Raw genomic sequence first — 17362 nt, 5'->3', positions numbered from 1 at the left:
TTCATACGGAAGAACCGTGGCATAGAAATTCTCTGCTGCGGTTCTTTGTTTATATTCCCCGCTGGCGTGACCTCTATGATCCACCGACTGTGACCTTTTGAGGATTAAGCTTGTGTGTTCATCATCCGGAAGGAGGCTTACAATAAAAGGGAGTATTAACCCGGGAGACAAAAAAAACGAATGTATGTTCGAAAAAAAGCTTGGCAAGACCTCCAAAACACGTTATTATAATACTATAAACAGTGAAGGAAGTGGTCTGATTGTCAGATCGTCGTGCAGCGCTTGATATGGCGCTTCGTCAAATAGAAAAACAATTCGGTAAAGGTTCGATCATGAAACTGGGAGAATCCACTCACATGAAAGTGGAAGTTGTACCTAGCGGATCTTTGGCACTTGATATTGCACTAGGTATTGGCGGACTTCCCAAAGGACGCATTATTGAAGTATACGGACCGGAATCATCCGGTAAGACGACAGTTGCTCTTCATGCTATCGCAGAAGTACAGAAGCTTGGCGGACAAGCTGCTTTCATCGATGCCGAGCATGCGCTTGACCCTAAATATGCCAATGCGCTTGGCGTTAACATTGATGAATTGCTGCTATCCCAGCCGGATACGGGCGAACAGGCACTGGAAATTGCTGAAGCGCTCGTTCGCAGTGGAGCTGTAGACATCATCGTTGTGGACTCCGTTGCCGCATTGGTGCCGAAGGCCGAAATTGAAGGCGACATGGGAGATTCCCACGTAGGTTTGCAGGCCCGTCTGATGTCCCAGGCATTGCGTAAGCTGTCTGGTGCCATTAACAAATCCAACACCATTGCAATCTTCATTAACCAGCTTCGTGAGAAGATCGGTGTTATGTTCGGTAACCCTGAGACCACTCCGGGTGGACGCGCTCTGAAATTCTATTCCTCCGTTCGTTTGGATGTACGCCGGGTAGAGAGTATCAAGATGGGTAACGATGTAGTGGGTAACCGTACTAAGATCAAGGTCGTGAAGAACAAGGTAGCGCCTCCGTTTAAGCAAGCGGATGTGGATATTATGTACGGTGAAGGGATTTCCAGAGAGGGAAGCCTTGTGGATATCGGTACTGAGATGGATATCGTCAACAAGAGCGGTGCCTGGTATTCTTACGAGGGTGAGCGTCTTGGCCAAGGCCGTGAGAACTCCAAGCAGTTCCTGAAGGAACATCAGGATATTGCCCTGCTGATCGAGAATAAGATCCGCGAAGCAAGTAACTTATCTACTCTGGTAGCTGCACCAACGGAAGCTGATGTTGTTGCAGAGCAAGAGGAAGAAGAGAAATTACTGCTTGAGATTGAATAATGTAATCTTCAGGTCCTTAGTAATTTAATAATGAAGATAAGATATAAGGCGCCCTGTGATGAATGAGCAGGGCGCTTTTTCATAAATTAAACAGGCATTCTGTCTATGTTAATGAGGTGAGTAACAGTTATGGTGATTCAATTGGATTCTGAGCCGGATGACCAGGATGTGCAGGTCCTGGCCGATTTCCCCGAAGATGAAGAGCTTGTAATTACGCGTGTAGAGCGTCTGAAGAAGTCGAACTACCGTTATTTGATTCATTTCGGTGCCTATAACATGACTGTTCATGAAGATGTCATGATTAAATACCGGATGATTTCCGGAAGTACTTTTGTGAAGGCTGATCTTGAGGAGATTGTTGCAGCAGACGAACGCCAGCGGGCCTACGTAGAAGGTCTGAGATATCTGGAACGTAAGCCCAGAACGGCACAGGAAATGGCCCGCCGTTTACGGGAGAAGGAAATAGGGGAGACTGTTATTGCCGAAGTTCTGCTGCGGCTGCAGGAGGAGAGGCTTCTGGATGATCCTCTGTATGCCAAGCAGTGGGCGGAACAGCGCATAACGAACCAGCGTAAGGGCAAAATGTGGATCCGCCAGGAGCTGCGCGAGAAGGGGATTGATAAATCGCTGATCTCTGAAGCGCTGGATCAGATCACCCCTGAGCAGGAAATGGAGAGTGCGCTGCAGACCGGGCGGAAGAAATGGAATTTGCTCCGGGGAGATATAAATGATAAACGCCGGAAGACAGGAGCCTTTCTAATGCGCAGAGGATTCTCGGGTGAAATGGTGCGCCAGGTGATCCAGATTCTACGTGAGGAAGAGGATTCTGAGGGGGAAGAAGAGGAGATTTTCGATCTGGATTGATTCTCTTGACTTTAATGCGGTTATCGACTCTCTTGACAATGTCTTTTTATAAATAATAAAATATAACATGAATCGGCATAAACTAAGAATCCTTTTTCCTTCCCAAAAAGCAGACTCTTATGTTCCGGTTCGCGTACAACTCATATGAAATGTAATCGCCGGATAAGGCGGGCAGTGTGCATGTGCAGCATGTGCAGTATGGCAATCGGTGTATTACCGGTTTTTTGTATGGTGATGAACGGATAGTTTAACAACTGCACAAATACCCAAGGAGAAACCTTGGAGGAATCAACGAGGAGGTGAACAGATGGAAACAGTGATCTGGGTCATTATCGTTCTCGTTGTAGCTGCAGCATTCTTTGGATTCGGTTATTTTATTCGTAAATCCCTTGCAGAAGCTAAGATTTCCAGCGCAGAGAAAGAAGCCGTAGTCATCGTGGAGAACGCGAAGAAAGAGGCGGAGGCGCTGAAGAAGGAAACGGTACTCGAGGCTAAGGACGAAGTTCATAGAATCCGTACCGAAGCTGAGAAAGAAACTCGTGAACGTCGGAATGAAATCCAACGGCAAGAGAGACGTTTGCTGCAAAAGGAAGAATCGCTGGATAAAAAAATGGAATCGCTTGAACGAAAAGAAGAACAAGTAGCTAACAAAGAGAAACGAATTGATGAAACCCAACAGCAAATTGATGTTATTTACAAAAATCAGGTTACTGAACTAGAGCGTATCTCCAATCTGAGCATCGATGATGCAAGAAGTATCATTCTCAGTAATGTGGAACAGGAAGTTCGCCATGAAACTGCTCAGATGATTAAGGAAATAGAACAGCAGGCCAAGGAAGAAGCGGACAAGAAAGCCCGCGAGATTATTACTTTGGCTATTCAACGCTGTGCAGCTGATCATGTGGCAGAAACCACGGTATCTGTAGTTACATTGCCGAATGAAGAGATGAAAGGCCGGATTATTGGCCGCGAAGGCCGTAACATCCGCGCTCTGGAAACTCTTACGGGGATTGATCTCATTATTGATGATACGCCGGAAGCGGTTATACTGTCAGGATTTGATCCGATCCGCCGTGAAGTGGCCCGTACGGCACTTGAGAAACTGGTGGCTGACGGACGTATCCATCCGGCACGGATTGAAGAAATGGTAGAGAAATCCCGCAAAGAAGTGGATGAGCGGATTCGTGAATACGGTGAGCAGGCTACCTTCGAGGTTGGCGTTCACGGCTTGCACCCGGATCTGATCAAAATTCTGGGCCGTCTGAAATTCCGTACGAGCTACGGTCAAAACGTACTTAAGCACTCCATGGAGGTTGCTTATTTGACTGGACTTATGGCCGGTGAGCTTGGGGAAGACATCGTGCTTGCAAAACGTGCCGGTCTGCTGCATGATATCGGCAAAGCGCTTGATCATGAAGTGGAAGGTTCGCATGTTGAAATCGGCGTCGAACTGGCGAAGAAGTACAAAGAACATCCGGTGGTTATCAACAGTATCGCGTCCCATCACGGAGATGTCGAAGCTACCTCGGTGATTGCGATGCTGGTCGGAGCTGCTGATGCATTGTCAGCTGCACGTCCCGGTGCACGCCGCGAAACCCTGGAAACGTACATCAAACGTCTGGAGAAGCTGGAGGAGATCTCCGAGTCCTTTGAAGGCGTCGAGAAATCCTACGCTATCCAAGCAGGCCGTGAGGTCCGCGTAATGGTACAGCCAGAGAAGATTGACGATGCGGAAGCATTCCGTCTGGCCCGTGACATTACGAAGATGATCGAGAGTGAGCTGGATTATCCGGGTCATATCAAGGTTACGGTTATCCGCGAGACACGCGCTGTAGAATACGCTAAATAAGCAAGGAAATCGGCCCCCCTGCGGGGCCTTTTTTCTTGCATACCTCCAGCAGCCGCACGGGCTGAGCCTTAGGCTGGCGGATAAGCTGGAGTTTGGAATGAAGCAGAAACGGTGAAATTATGCTTATGAAATAGTTTTGTACGAAATTAAGATCCAAGAAGCTTATGCTTACAAAACTTAAGTGTATGCTTCCGAAGCGAGTTTTGTACGAAGTAAAATCCAAGAAGCGTATGCTTACAAAACTTAAGTGTATGCTTCCGAAGCGAGTTTTGTACGAAGTAAAATCCAAGAAGCTTATGCTTACAAAACTTTTAGGAGGAGAAAATCATTAAAGTTTTATTTATCGGTGACATCGTAGGTAATACGGGCAGAAAAGCGCTGCGTGAAATGCTGCCATCCCTGAAAAGTAAATATCAGCCGCATATTATCATTGCCAATGGTGAGAATGCAGCAGCCGGCAGAGGAATCACAGCGGCTATAGCCAATGAATTTTTCAACTGGGGTGTGCACGGGATTACGATGGGTAATCACACCTGGGACAACAAGGATATCTTTGAGTTCATCGATGACGAGCCGCGGATCATCCGTCCGGCTAACTTCCCGCCGGGGACTCCGGGCAGAGGGTACACAGTCGTTAAAGGAAACGGCAAACAGCTGGCGATTGTCAACTTACAGGGCCGCACCTTCCTTCCGGCGATTGATGATCCTTTCCGCATAGGCGAGGAGATTGTGGAAGAGCTGCGCCGAGAGCATAAATGTATTCTGGTTGATTTCCATGCTGAAGCTACCTCCGAAAAAATAGCAATGGGCTATTTCATGGATGGCCTTGCCTCAATTGTTGTAGGTACGCACACTCATGTCCAGAGTAATGACGATGTTATCCTGCCCGGGGGTACTGCCTACTTGACGGATGCCGGCATGGTTGGTTCAAGAGAAGGAATTCTGGGTATGGAAAAGGATGCGATCATCTATAAATTTACAACTCAGCTTCCCTCCCGGTTTGTAGTCGACGAAGGCAAATGGCAGCTGCACGGTTTATTTGCAGAACTTGATGAAACTACGGGTAAAGCGACACGACTGGAGAAGATCCGGCTGCGTGAAGATGAATGGGTGATGAGCTAGAGGATTTACAAAGAAATAGGATATCGGGAAAAATCGTTTGTTTTGGGTAAAGTGTGATATTTATTATATCGAAAAAGAGTATCTTTTGAACTAATTTCTCCGGAGTGGTCCGCAAAAAGAAGGAATTAATTCTTCTCTCGCGAATAACATCTACTGTAGTGGAAGAAGAACACCATCATTTTCCCAGGGGAGGTACTTACTATGGATGTATTAAAAGTATCAGCTAAATCCAATCCAAATTCCGTTGCTGGCGCACTAGCAGGTGTTCTTCGCGAACGTGGATCGGCCGAGCTACAAGCTATTGGAGCAGGAGCCCTGAACCAGGCAGTCAAAGCAGTTGCCATCGCCCGGGGATTTGTCGCACCTAGCGGAGTCGACTTGATCTGTATCCCGGCTTTTACGGATATAGTCATTGATGGGGAAGACCGGACGGCGATCAAACTTATTGTTGAACCCAGATAACTATATGACTTTATTAGATTGAGCCTGTTTACACTGTAAACAGGTTTTTGTATTTTTGGGGGACCCCGCAAAGATTCTGACTAATCATTGAAGCTAAAGCCCCACTTTGTGGGGTTATTTGGCTATCCCGTCTCTTCCCTGATGCCGGGGCATACACTTGAAAATAGGAGATCTTTCCGTTAACCGGTTAGTCAAACGAAAGGAGTTGTCCTTTAGTGAGTAACAGGAGGCTGGGCGTGGCGGATTTTCATTGCGATGCCTTAAGCAAGCTGCAGGCGAGTCCAGGTATGGATTTCAAGAATGATCCTCGTCTGGATGTGACGGCAGAACGGCTGCTGGAGGGGAATGTCGAACTTCAGGTTTTTGCGATTTATTTGTCGGCGGACCGCGGAAGAGCGAAGTTTGAGGATGTTCTCGGGCAGATTGAATTATTCCGGCAGAAGGTAGTTGTCCCAGGAGGCCTGCAGTGGCTCCGCTGGAAGGAAGAGGCAGATGAACAGATACTAACTGCCTCAGCTTCGGGGATGCTCTCTCTGGAGGGCGTGGAAGGCCTGGAGGGCAATCTGTTCTATGCACAGCTATGCTTCGAGCTGGGAGTGCGTTTTCTGGGGATAACCTGGAATTATGCCAACTGGGCGGCGGATGGTGTGCTTGAGCAGCGGAATGGCGGTTTCACCGAGCTGGGCCGGAAGCTGATTGAGTGGTGCAACGGAAGCGGCATGCTGCTGGATGTGTCCCATCTGGCCCCGGCAGGGTTCTGGGAGCTGGCGGAGCGCAGTAAACGTCCGTTCATTGCTTCACATTCTAATAGCGCTGCCATCTGCGGTCATCCCCGGAATTTGAGTGACGAGCAAATCCGGGCGCTGATTGCGATGGACGGGCGGATGGGGCTAACCTTTGTCCCGTGGTTCGTCCGTGATGGGGGAGGGGCGAAGATTGATGATATGCGGAGGCATATTGAACATGTCGGTGCGCTGGGAGGCTCGAAGCAGCTTATGTTCGGCTCTGATTTTGACGGCATTGAGACGTGGGTTGAAGGACTAGAGCATCCGGGGAAATATGCGGATTTTGCCGATTTGCTGCTGAGGTACTACCCTGAGGATGAGGTAAAAGGCTGGCTGTACGGGAATGCGCTGGCCTTTCTAAGAACACATCTGCCTTCTTCTGCGGGTTCTTAATCCGTTGTCCTCCCCATGGGGATTATAAAATGGCAAAACTATGACAATCCATTTATCGGATCGTAAAATGTCGAAAAAAAGGCGCTCATTGTGATGAGGGTCTTTTTTTTTGTGGGTAATAAGATGTATAATGTTCAGTGGCTTGTACAGATACTAGAGAAAATACAAGGAGTGACTTAAAAATGAGCAAGACTGTATCCGTAGGTGTGTCGGCCCGACATATTCACCTTACGCAGGAGCATGTGGAAGCATTGTTTGGCGCAGGTTACCAATTGACTGAGTTCAAACCCCTTTCCCAGCCAGGACAATTCGCAGCAAATGAGCAAGTCGCAGTAATCGGTACCAAAGGTAAGTTCGACAAAGTGAGAATTCTCGGCCCGGCCCGTCCGGCTTCCCAGCTGGAAGTATCGCGCACAGACGCATTCAGCCTCGGCGTGAAGGCACCTGTACGTGAATCCGGCCATATTGAAGGAACACCAGGCATTACTATCAAAGGTCCAGCCGGTGAAGTTGAACTGGAGACAGGTGTCATTGTGGCAGCCCGTCACATCCACTTCCACACTTCTGAAGCAGAAGCTTGGGGCATTGCCGACAAGCAGCTCCTGAAGGTACGCCTTGGAGGCGAACGTGGCCTGGTGCTGGAGAACGTAATCGCCCGTGTATCCGACAATTTCAAGCTTGATATGCATATCGACACCGACGAAGCTAACGCTGCAGGTGCCAATAACGGCGATACTGCTGAAATCGTAGATTAGTCTTATATATTATTGCAAGGCAACGGGCAGGGGAGAAATCCTCTGCTTTTTTTGTTGTTTGGAGGTAAATTGAAATTTTACTGAAAATAAAGAAATGAAAGTTTTCATTATTTGCTTTTCTGTGTTATCATTATGTGTTATGACTTTGACGGGCGCTATGTGGAGACGCCGCAGAAGCTATATACAGTGATTGTGATTAATGACTTACTAAATATATGTACTCAAAATTAAGGAGATAAAATGACATTTAACGATTTGAACTTGATTCCCCCGATTCTCAAGGCACTCAGCCTGGAAAACTATACATCCCCGACTCCAATCCAGGAAGAATCCATCCCTGCGGCGTTGGCCGGCAGAGATATTCTGGGTTGTGCCCAGACAGGTACCGGGAAAACCGCAGCTTTTTCATTACCGATTATTCAGCTGCTCAGCCAGCAGCCGTCCAGAACCGGCGGAGCGAAACGTATTCGTTCACTGATTCTGACACCGACCAGAGAGCTTGCTCTGCAAATCTCCGAGAATATTCAGGCATACAGCAAGTTCACAACGATCCGCTCGACAGCGATTGTCGGAGGGGTATCCCAGAAGGCCCAGGAACGGGCGCTTAGCCAAGGTGCAGATATTCTGATTGCTACCCCGGGCAGACTGATCGATCTGATCAGCCAGAGACATGTGGATCTGCAGCATGTGCAGATTCTTGTACTGGATGAAGCGGACCGCATGCTGGACATGGGCTTCATTCACGATGTGAAGCGGATTATAGCCAAGATGCCGGCCAAGAAGCAGACGCTGTTCTTCTCGGCAACGATGCCGACGGAGATTTCTCAGCTGGTGAAGACTTTGCTGGTGGACCCGGTGAAAATTGAGATTACTCCGGTATCTTCCACCGTGGACAGAATTGAGCAATCGATTTATTTGCTGGAGAACGGCAATAAGCAGAATCAGCTGAACCGTCTGCTGCAGGATCCTTCGATCGTGTCGGCGCTCGTCTTCACCCGCACCAAACGCGGGGCTGACCGGGTAACCCGGGATTTGACCCGGATCAATATTACCGCCCAGGCCATTCACGGCAACAAATCGCAGAATGACCGCCAGAATGCGCTGAGAAACTTCAAGAGCGGTGCAACACGGGTGCTGGTAGCTACAGATATCGCCGCCCGCGGGATTGATATTGATGAGCTGTCCCATGTCATCAACTTCAACCTGCCGAATATTCCGGAAACTTATGTTCACCGGATTGGCCGGACCGGACGTGCGGGAATGAGCGGAATCGCCATCTCGCTGTGCGAAGCTGAGGAAATTCCGTACCTGAAGGATATCCAGAAGCTGATCGGCAAGGTGATTCCGGAAGTGAAGGATCATGCTTATCCGATGTCCAAGAGCAATCTGGCATTGCTGGCAGACCGTCCTGGCAAAGCACCGGCCAAACCGTCGCAGAAAGCCAAAACGAACCCGGCACGCAAGCCGAAATCGGAATGGTTCACGCAAGGCAAGCAGGGTGGCGGTTATGGCAATGCAGGCAGCGGGGCGAAAAGCGCATCGGGTAACAGCTATGCAGGCAGCGGAGCGAAAAGTGCGTCGGGTAATAGCTACGCGGGTAACGGAGCGAAAAGCGCATCGGGCAGTAGTTATGCAGGCAACGGAGCTGGCAGCAGCCGTCCTGCTGGCGAATCGGGCAACAGAGCAGGCTCCGGCAGCCGTCCCGGTGAAAGATCTGCCGCCCGTCCAGGCGGCAACCAAAGTAATAAACCGGCTGGAGGCCAATACGGCCGTTCAAGCCAGTCCGGTAACAGACCCGGCGGAAGCCAAAGCGGACGCTCTGGCAGCCGTCCTGCCGCTAATGCAGGCCGGTCGCAATAAGCTGTAATAGGGGGAGAGCAAGGAGAGCTTAACAACCCAAATATATTGAACTAAACTTGCAGCCTTCCTTCCGGAAGGCTGTTTTGTTTTACGCTACTGTATCTTCCCGCTGAATTTGCCCGAAGCGGCAGTTTCTTATATATCCTATGAATAATGAAAAAACCGCCGCTTATCAGTCTCTGACTGAAAGTGGTGGTTTCTTGTTGATTAGAAATTTATAAAATACCCAAAATGTCGATAACTTTGTAGAAACGGCTAAAGAAGCTGGGAACCGTATGGGTAAAGCTGTAGCTGCGTGGGTGGTAGGAACTAGTTGGATTGTCTCCACTTGCTTATGAACGGAGGCGCCTTAGCCCGGCAACAGTTGGATAAACAGCACTTAATATACCGGGAATAGTCTACATTTGGGTGAATGCATGTAATTAAATGACGTTTATCCATCTAATTACCTCAAATACTCCCAAACCTCCAAATTAAGATACGTTTATCCAACTAATATTTGCAGAGCCAGAGCCAGCGGGATGCGGCAATGCAAGGATGACCGTCATTTTATGCAGCTACTAATTTCAACAGGGAATTTAGCCGTAAATGGAGGGCCAGATCTAGCCTTTAGTAAGGTGTTGATTCACCCTCGGGTGATCTTGTTCTGTGTTGTAGTATTAGCAGTTTGTACATAGCAGTTTGATAATAGCTATTACCGTGTGAAAGTGTTACCCGGCCAGATAAGCGCCCAGCTCTTCGCGCAGCGCAGAGCTGATCGAGGTCATCGGCAGGCGGAGGGTATCTGAGGAAATCTCGCCACGTGCGCTCAGCAGCCATTTGATCGGCGCCGGATTGGATTCCTTGAACAGCAGCTTCATGAGCGGCACCAGCTGATCAAAGGCAGCCCGGGCGGCCTCAACCTGGCCGGCTCTGTACTGCTCATAGATGCTGAGATAGGAGGCGGTATGTACATTGGCCGAGGCCAGCATGCCACCGGCGGCTCCGCAGCCCAGCATATCGAAGAAGTTCAAGTCATCGCCGCAGAGCACAGGCTTGGAGCCGTGGCGGGACAGCTCGGAGACCAGCACCGGAGAGCCGGAGCAGTCTTTTAACCCCACTACGTTATTCATCTCCAGGATCGTACGGGCGGTGTCTACGGACATGCCAACACCGGCACGCCCGGGAATATCATAGGCGATAATAGGAAGGCCGACCTCAGCTGCCTTGCGGAAATGGGCGATAATGCCTTCCTGCGAAGGCCGGCTGTAATAAGGGACAACAACCAGTGCGGCATCGGCACCTGAGTTCGCGGCAAGCTCTGTACGGGCTACGGTAGAGGCGGTATCATTCGTACCCGTACCCACCACAAGCGGTATCGAACTGGACTTCAAAAGCTCCCGTGAAGCATCCACGAGTGTCTGTAATTCCTGTATGTTGACTGTCGGCGATTCTCCAGTGGTTCCATTAACGACCAGACCATGAATACTGTTCTTGATGATGTTGTTCACATAACGCTGATACGACTCCAAATCAATCTCGCCAGCGGCATGGAACGGGGTTACCACGGGAACATAGATTCCATAAATCTGTTCTTCTGTTAACATGAATATCGTCCTCCAAAATTGTAAAATCCTTTTATCCTACTGTACCATGGATTATTGCATCGTCGTTAGCTATAATAAATGATGTAGGTTATCAATAATATTGATGTTAGGGTGAGAAGATGGACTTAACATATATGCGGACGTTCCGCGAGGTCGCGAAGCGGCAGAGCTTCACCCGCGCGGCAGAAGAACTGGGCTATGCGCAATCCAGCGTGACGATGCAGATCCAGAAGATTGAGAAGGAATACGGTGTACCGCTGATCGAACGGCATGGCCGGGCCTTGCGCCTGACTCCGCCGGGAGAAGAGCTGCTGAAGCTGTTCGTGGAGATTCTTGATCTGTACGACCGCTCCAAAGAAACGATCGCCCAGCAGATCGGCGGCACGCTGACGATTGGGACGATTGATTCACTTGCCGCTTTTTATTTGCCGCCGTTCCTGCAGCAGCTGCGGACCATGTTCCCCGGTCTGAACATTCATCTGCAAACGGAGCAGGAGGCTAATCTGGTCTCCAAAATCAGAGACGGCGAGGTCGATATTGGCCTCCTCCTGGACCGCAGCACAGCGGATACCCTGCTTGAGCGTACAATCATCCGGGAGGAGCCGCTCGTCCTCGTGGCCCCTGCCAGTCATCCGCTGGCAAGCCTGGCGCAGGTGACGCTGCAGGACCTCAATAACTGCGAGCTGATTGTCTCTGAGGAGAGCTGCATTTACCGCAGCCTGTTCGAGAACCTGCTCCGGGAGAACGGGATTGTGTTCCGGGTCGGTTTTGAGCTGTCGAATCTGGAAGCGATCAAGCGCTGTGTACGGAACGGTCTGGGCATCGCGCTGCTGCCGAGAATTGTGGCTGAGGAGGAGATCGAGCGGGGGAATCTTGCCGAGCTGTCTTTTGCCCATCCGGAGATCCATTTCGATCTGCAGCTCCTGCTTCATCCGAAGAAGTGGAAGTCGCTGCCGCTCCAGTCGCTGATCCAAATGCTGCGGGAGGATGCGAAGGCTAAGGCCGTAGCGCTGTGAGGGTGCAGGCTTGAAGGTACAGCGGTATGCATTGTTCCAATCTATACACGCGGAGGTTAATATGAACATCGTTGAGCTACCCATTCAGTTTGAATATGAAGGACAGCCTTACTATATTTACCCGAGCCTCATTGTATCCGGGGAAGAATTAACCTTAGTGGATACCGGATACCCGGAGTTCATGCCGCTAATAGAGAATGCGATGCGGAAGCATGGATACGACCCGCAGAATCTGCGGAATATCATCATTACCCATTATGACGACGACCATATTGGTGCCTTGCATGATTTCAAAGCGAAATACCCTTCTACCATGATCATTGCGAGCGAAATAGAGGCACCGTATATCTCAGGTCAGGTGAAATCTGAACGGCTGGTCCAGGCTGAAGCTCTGCTGGTGGAGATGCCGGTGGACGAGCTGGCTTCAGGAGAAGCGTTTGTCCAGCTTTTGATGGATTTGCAGCATGTTCCGGCCGATCAGACTGTCCGGGATGGCGAGTGGATTCTAGGTGGAAAGTGTCAAATCCTTGCTACCCCGGGGCATACGTCTGGTCATATTTCTCTGTATTTCCCTGAGCTGAGCAGTGTTATTACAGGTGACGCGGCAGTAAACGAGGAGAATGAACTGGCTGTCGCGAATCCGCAATACTGTCTGGACCTGGCGAGTGCAGAAGAGTCTTTGAAACGGTTAAAAGCACTTCAGGCGCGCACCTATTACTGCTTCCATGAAGGAAAACTGGTTTGGGATATTACTTCAGCCCAAGCTTAATTCTAAGCAGACTTACATCACTACCGGGATGCATAACTGGCAAAGATGATTGCGGATCATGTCTCCCGTGTATCTTTCCATAACGGGTTTATTGCTGTCCATTTGCCGTCCGCTGCCGTGCAGCGCCGGGATCAGCTCTGCCCATGCTTGCTGCATAGCCTCAGTCGTATGTTCAATGGTGACAATCGCATAGGTTCCGCCGGACAGTTGGCCGTAAAGGACTGAGCCTTCTGCTGGAGCAGCCGTCGAAGCATCCTCAGGCAGGCTAATACAGGCATCGTATCTGCATTGCTCAGGCAGTGTAGTCTCCGGGTTGTCCTGCGGAATCCCGAAGAGGACGGCTGATCCCGTGAGCAGCTGATGTTTCCTTGCCCATTGCTTTAGTTGATCCATCGCCTGCGCGTTATGAGGACCATAAGGACCTGTCTGGCGTACATAAGCAATGCGTGTTGCCGGAACCGTTTCGAGCTGAATCTTCATCATTTCATTGTCCTTTCTTTCACCATAATGAGTACATTTCGAATGCTAACATGGACTAAAATAGAATTCATTTCTTTTTTCAGCGGACCTCTGTATGCAGCAAGATATTGACATCAAAAACGAGAATATGTTATATAAAAGGTAGTGTTAGCACTCGGTCGAGTGGAGTGCTAAACCATGATCCGCAATCCGAAGGTTATTTTTGAAAGGAGATTTATTTATTCATGGCCAAAAAAGAGTTTAAAGCCGAATCCAAAAGACTGCTGGAAATGATGATTAACTCCATCTATACGCAGCGGGAGATTTTTCTGCGGGAACTGATTTCGAATGCAAGCGATGCTATCGACAAAATCTATTACAAAGCACTGGCCGACGAAGGCCTGGTGTTCAATAAAGAGGATTACTACATTAAAGTGACCGCCGACAAGGCGACCCGCACACTTACGATTTCCGACACCGGAATCGGGATGACGCAGGAAGAGCTGGAGAACAACCTGGGGATTATCGCGAACAGCGGCTCTTTTGCTTTTAAGAAGGATAATGAAGCCAAGGACGGACACAACATCATCGGACAATTCGGGGTAGGTTTCTATTCCGCATTCATGGTGGCTGACGATGTTACAGTGATCAGTAAAGCGCTGGGCAGCGACCAGGCGTTCAAGTGGGAATCCCAGGGTGCGGACGGTTACACGATTGAGCCTTGTGAGAAGGATGCTGTCGGAACCGAAATCACGCTGAAGATCAAAGAGAACACCGAGGACGATAACTACGATGAGTTCCTGGAAGAGTACCGCCTGAAGTCGATCATCAAGAAATATTCGGACTTCATCCGCTTCCCGATCAAGATGGACATCACCGGCAGACAGCCTAAAGAGGACGCCGAGAATGAATTCGTCGATGTCATCGAAGAGCAGACCGTGAACAGCATGGTGCCGATCTGGCGCAAGAACAAAAACGAGCTGACGGAAGAAGACTACAACAACTTCTATGCGGAGAAACGCTACGGCTTCGACAAGCCGCTGAAGCATATCCATATCAGTGCCGACGGCGCGGTGGTCTATAATGCGATCCTGTTCATTCCGGAGAATACTCCGTTCGACTATTACACCAAGGAATATGAAAAAGGCCTGGAGCTCTACTCCAACGGCGTGCTGATTATGAACAAATGCGGGGATCTGCTGCCGGACTACTTCAGCTTCGTCAAGGGGATGGTGGATTCCGAGGATCTGTCGCTGAACATCTCCCGTGAGCTGCTGCAGCATGACCGCCAGCTGACGCTGATTGCGAAGAACATTAAGAGCAAGATCAAGAGCCAGCTCCTGAGCCTGCTGAAGGATGAGCGTGAGAAATATGAGACGTTCTACAAATCTTTTGGCAGACAGCTGAAGTTCGGGGTCTACAATGACTATGGTATGGAAAAAGAAACGCTGCAGGACCTCCTGATGTTCCACTCCTCGAAGGAGAAGAAGTTGGTTACGCTGGCTGAATATGTGGAAAGAATGCCGGAAGACCAGAAGTTCATCTATTACGCCTCCGGTGAATCGGTTGAACGGATTGAGAAGCTGCCGCAGACGGAAATCGTGCTGGACAAGGGGTATGAGATCCTCTACTTCACGGACGATATCGATGAATTCGCAATCAAGATGATCATGTCTTACAAAGAGAAGGAATTCAAGAATGTCTCCAGCGGTGACCTGGGTATTGAAGAAAGCGCCGAGGACAAGCCTTCTGAAGCGGAAGAAAATGAGAACAAAGGATTGTTCGAAGCGATGCAGGGCATCCTGTCCGGCAAAGTGAAGGCAGTCAAAGCGTCCAAGCGGCTGAAATCCCATCCGGTCTGCCTGTCTACTGAAGGCGAGCTGACCATCGAGATGGAGAAAATCCTCAAGGCTATGCCTAACGGCGGCCAGGATGTACAAGCGGATAAGGTGCTGGAAATCAACATTCACCATGATGTCTTCAAATCGCTGAAGGCTGCTGCCGAAGGCGACAAGGAGAAGCTGGGTCTGTACACTAACCTCCTGTACAACCAGGCGCTCCTGATCGAAGGTCTGCAGGTTAACGATCCGGTGCAGTTCACGAACGATATTTGCAAAATCATGGTCTAAACCGGCGTTCGTGCTGGACAGAGGACCGATGCATACAAGAATACCCCGCTACTGGTGCAGACCAGTGCGGGGTGTTTTTATTGGTAAGTAAATGAAAATAATGTTTCACCGTTGCCGGCATCGATTACAACATTGAATTCGTTATACGTAGGCACCTTTTGCCCTTTTGCAGCATGGCCGGTACCCTGAATACCTTTGAAGTTCACGATATAGACGGGGGTTTTATTTAAATAACCTTCACGTCTTAGTTGTACATTCTTACTCAGCGCCTGTTCTGAGAAGGCAGTCAAATATGGATAGGTCATCAGCTGATATTCTATAACAACCTCTTTTGCCTCAGATGCAAACCTGGGTGCACTCTTGTGAGCTAAGGAAATAGCTTGTTTCTTTGTAATTACCATATTACTTGATGTTGGCGGATTGAGTTGTATTCCCAGTGAATTCAATCTCTCTTTGTCGAGAACGGTTACAGCAGCTTCTTCCTTACTGATCAAGTCTGAATGAGCTGCAGCTGCAAATCCATAAGAGCAAAGTATTACAGTGGAAATAACCATTGTGACTAACGATCTCTTTGCGGTAAGCATTAGCCTCAATCCTCCGGATTAATTAGTTCTAACTAAGAGGGACTTAGAACTATCACTTATGTAATCCTGCCCAAAATACAACAATTTCACGATAATTCCGGCTATAATTCAGAAATGTTGTACAAAAGGCAGCATTATCGCTCCTCCAGGCGGATTAGCGGAACATTTCTTGTATTTCATACAACAATCTGTGTGAACACCCCGGTATTCAGGAAGCCAAGTTGTAGTACGTACAACATTTAGCCTATACGTGTGAAATTTAAGCATCCAGGGTTCAGGGGGCAAAGAATCTCTAGAGAGCGGATGGAGGCGACGTGGACAACAGGATGAATGAAGCAGAAATTGGACATCCTCCAGAATATCCGGGCCGGATAACGGCTGCCGGAAGCCGGAGTGGAAAGTTCGTCCAGAGCTCAGCGTGCTCTGAAAGTCTCAATAAACTTGATAGCCAGCGAAGATAAATACTTGTCCTTGATCCAGACTGCGGCCACGCGGGTATGCAGCGATTCGCACCGGATCTCCTTATAGATCAGATTGCCGTGATTCGCCAGCTCAAAAGCAGATTTGGGAATGATTCCGATGCCAAGTCCAGCGTTGGCCCAGAGCAAGGTGGTCCGCGCATCATCGTTCATGCAGAAGATCTGGGGTTCGAAGCCATGCTCCAGACAGGTCTCCCGTATGAGCTGCTCGAAACGGCGGTAGATAATAAGCGGTTTATTCTGCAGCTCTCCAAGTTCAAGGCCCGCTTCGCCGGAATTCCAGTCATAATCAGGAGTCATAACCGCAATCATCGGTTCCGAATTAATATACAGACATTCCAGATTGCTGGTATTAAAAGGGGTGCGGATAATGCCAATTTCGACGATACCTTTGTTCAGCAGATCGATGATCATGAACGTATTGCCTTCATGGATTTCAAAAGTAACCCCCAGATAGTTCTTGTGGAATTCGCCCAGCCGGTCATGCAGCAGTGTAGCTCCGGAAGAGGAGACCGTGCCGATCGAGAGACTGCCCTTCAATCCTTTGGCAAAATCATTGATTTCTCTGGTGGTCGAATCCGTTAATTCTAGAATTTGCTGGGCCCGGTTACGCAAAATAATTCCCGCATCTGTTAACTGGATGCTGCGCGGGCCGCGTTCAACCAGCTTGACCCCGAGCTCCTCCTCCAGCAGCTTCAGCTGCTGGCTGAGCGGAGGCTGGGCCATCTGCAGCTTCCTGGCTGCTGAGGTGATTTGTCCCTCCTCGGCAATCGCCAGGAAATATTTCAATTGGCGGATATCCATCCTCTAACCTCCGGTATAGATTGTTCTGAGATACGTTAATCATATGGCATAGATACGAAACCAATATTATTAATATGTAAGCAGGTATGACATAATCATAACGGGTCTTTTGTTTTTTTCA

At 49.2% G+C, this 17362-nt stretch carries 15 protein-coding genes; 11 read left to right on the top strand and 4 right to left on the bottom strand.

Annotated elements, in window-relative coordinates; all coding sequences use genetic code 11:
- The first annotated feature begins 260 nt into the window (after nucleotides 1-260).
- The 8 genes from recA to PBOR_RS20225 all read left to right on the top strand — a co-directional run bounded on the left by recA (nucleotide 261) and on the right by PBOR_RS20225 (nucleotide 9415).
- On the top strand, nucleotides 261-1325 hold the full coding sequence (gene recA / locus PBOR_RS20260) for a recombinase RecA (protein WP_042138075.1): 1065 nt from the start codon (nucleotides 261-263) through the stop codon (nucleotides 1323-1325).
- Nucleotides 1326-1454: 129 nt separating this feature from the next.
- Nucleotides 1455-2189 carry a regulatory protein RecX gene (locus PBOR_RS20255; RefSeq protein WP_042214760.1) on the top strand — a complete coding sequence of 245 codons (735 nt, stop codon included), beginning with the start codon at nucleotides 1455-1457 and terminating at the stop codon, nucleotides 2187-2189.
- A 307-nt stretch (nucleotides 2190-2496) separates the two neighbouring features.
- Nucleotides 2497-4038, top strand: a complete 1542-nt coding sequence (gene rny / locus PBOR_RS20250) for a ribonuclease Y (protein WP_039294762.1) — start codon at nucleotides 2497-2499, stop codon at nucleotides 4036-4038.
- Nucleotides 4039-4365: 327 nt separating this feature from the next.
- Nucleotides 4366-5160, top strand: coding sequence for a TIGR00282 family metallophosphoesterase (locus tag PBOR_RS20245; RefSeq protein WP_042214758.1), 795 nt, complete (start codon nucleotides 4366-4368; stop codon nucleotides 5158-5160).
- A gap of 201 nt (nucleotides 5161-5361) precedes the next feature.
- A complete protein-coding gene (locus PBOR_RS20240; protein ID WP_019910496.1) occupies nucleotides 5362-5622 on the top strand; it encodes a stage V sporulation protein S in 261 nt (86 codons plus the stop codon).
- A 230-nt stretch (nucleotides 5623-5852) separates the two neighbouring features.
- Nucleotides 5853-6800: a dipeptidase gene (locus PBOR_RS20235; protein ID WP_042219707.1), complete on the top strand. Its 948-nt coding sequence runs from the start codon at nucleotides 5853-5855 to the stop codon at nucleotides 6798-6800.
- A gap of 182 nt (nucleotides 6801-6982) precedes the next feature.
- Entirely contained in the window at nucleotides 6983-7555 is a 573-nt protein-coding gene (gene pduL / locus PBOR_RS20230; RefSeq protein WP_039294751.1) for a phosphate propanoyltransferase, read from the top strand.
- Between the two features lie 240 nt (nucleotides 7556-7795).
- Nucleotides 7796-9415, top strand: a complete 1620-nt coding sequence (locus tag PBOR_RS20225; RefSeq protein WP_042214752.1) for a DEAD/DEAH box helicase — start codon at nucleotides 7796-7798, stop codon at nucleotides 9413-9415.
- 710 nt (nucleotides 9416-10125) lie between these two features.
- Here the strand turns inward: PBOR_RS20225 and dapA are convergent.
- Nucleotides 10126-11001, bottom strand: a complete 876-nt coding sequence (gene dapA, locus PBOR_RS20220; RefSeq protein WP_042214750.1) for a 4-hydroxy-tetrahydrodipicolinate synthase — start codon at nucleotides 10999-11001, stop codon at nucleotides 10126-10128.
- Nucleotides 11002-11120: 119 nt separating this feature from the next.
- Here dapA and PBOR_RS20215 point away from each other — a divergent pair, with 119 nt between their 5' ends.
- Nucleotides 11121-12017: a LysR family transcriptional regulator gene (locus PBOR_RS20215; RefSeq protein WP_042214749.1), complete on the top strand. Its 897-nt coding sequence runs from the start codon at nucleotides 11121-11123 to the stop codon at nucleotides 12015-12017.
- Between the two features lie 61 nt (nucleotides 12018-12078).
- Nucleotides 12079-12786 carry an MBL fold metallo-hydrolase gene (locus PBOR_RS20210; protein ID WP_042214747.1) on the top strand — a complete coding sequence of 236 codons (708 nt, stop codon included), beginning with the start codon at nucleotides 12079-12081 and terminating at the stop codon, nucleotides 12784-12786.
- 12 nt (nucleotides 12787-12798) lie between these two features.
- On the opposite strand, the gene PBOR_RS20205 is transcribed toward PBOR_RS20210, so the two are convergent.
- Nucleotides 12799-13269, bottom strand: coding sequence for an AraC family transcriptional regulator (locus PBOR_RS20205; protein WP_342671069.1), 471 nt, complete (start codon nucleotides 13267-13269; stop codon nucleotides 12799-12801).
- A gap of 221 nt (nucleotides 13270-13490) precedes the next feature.
- Between PBOR_RS20205 and htpG the strand changes: the two genes are divergently transcribed.
- Entirely contained in the window at nucleotides 13491-15374 is a 1884-nt protein-coding gene (gene htpG / locus PBOR_RS20200; protein ID WP_042214745.1) for a molecular chaperone HtpG, read from the top strand.
- A 77-nt stretch (nucleotides 15375-15451) separates the two neighbouring features.
- Here htpG and PBOR_RS20195 read toward each other — a convergent pair whose 3' ends face one another.
- Complete coding sequence (locus PBOR_RS20195; protein WP_042214743.1) at nucleotides 15452-15958, bottom strand: hypothetical protein; 507 nt, start codon at nucleotides 15956-15958, stop codon at nucleotides 15452-15454.
- A gap of 413 nt (nucleotides 15959-16371) precedes the next feature.
- Nucleotides 16372-17241 carry a LysR family transcriptional regulator gene (locus PBOR_RS20190; RefSeq protein ID WP_042214741.1) on the bottom strand — a complete coding sequence of 290 codons (870 nt, stop codon included), beginning with the start codon at nucleotides 17239-17241 and terminating at the stop codon, nucleotides 16372-16374.
- Between the last annotated feature and the right edge of the window lie 121 nt (nucleotides 17242-17362).

The organism is Paenibacillus borealis, from assembly GCF_000758665.1.
Classification (GTDB): Bacteria; Bacillota; Bacilli; order Paenibacillales; family Paenibacillaceae; genus Paenibacillus_AQ; species Paenibacillus_AQ borealis.
This window is presented reverse-complemented; position numbering and strand designations above follow the sequence as displayed.

What these genes read in the sequence shown, in the direction of transcription:
- PBOR_RS20225 (WP_042214752.1), top strand. Translation starts at nt 7,796, where the DNA reads ATGACATTTAACGATTTGAACTTGATTCCCCCGATTCTCAAGGCACTC.
- PBOR_RS20240 (WP_019910496.1), top strand. Translation starts at nt 5,362, where the DNA reads ATGGATGTATTAAAAGTATCAGCTAAATCCAATCCAAATTCCGTTGCT.
- PBOR_RS20255 (WP_042214760.1), top strand. Translation starts at nt 1,455, where the DNA reads ATGGTGATTCAATTGGATTCTGAGCCGGATGACCAGGATGTGCAGGTC.
- PBOR_RS20215 (WP_042214749.1), top strand. Translation starts at nt 11,121, where the DNA reads ATGGACTTAACATATATGCGGACGTTCCGCGAGGTCGCGAAGCGGCAG.
- PBOR_RS20210 (WP_042214747.1), top strand. Translation starts at nt 12,079, where the DNA reads ATGAACATCGTTGAGCTACCCATTCAGTTTGAATATGAAGGACAGCCT.
- rny (WP_039294762.1), top strand. Translation starts at nt 2,497, where the DNA reads ATGGAAACAGTGATCTGGGTCATTATCGTTCTCGTTGTAGCTGCAGCA.
- PBOR_RS20195 (WP_042214743.1), bottom strand. Translation starts at nt 15,958, where the DNA reads ATGCTTACCGCAAAGAGATCGTTAGTCACAATGGTTATTTCCACTGTA.
- PBOR_RS20190 (WP_042214741.1), bottom strand. Translation starts at nt 17,241, where the DNA reads ATGGATATCCGCCAATTGAAATATTTCCTGGCGATTGCCGAGGAGGGA.
- dapA (WP_042214750.1), bottom strand. Translation starts at nt 11,001, where the DNA reads ATGTTAACAGAAGAACAGATTTATGGAATCTATGTTCCCGTGGTAACC.
- htpG (WP_042214745.1), top strand. Translation starts at nt 13,491, where the DNA reads ATGGCCAAAAAAGAGTTTAAAGCCGAATCCAAAAGACTGCTGGAAATG.
- pduL (WP_039294751.1), top strand. Translation starts at nt 6,983, where the DNA reads ATGAGCAAGACTGTATCCGTAGGTGTGTCGGCCCGACATATTCACCTT.
- PBOR_RS20205 (WP_342671069.1), bottom strand. Translation starts at nt 13,269, where the DNA reads ATGATGAAGATTCAGCTCGAAACGGTTCCGGCAACACGCATTGCTTAT.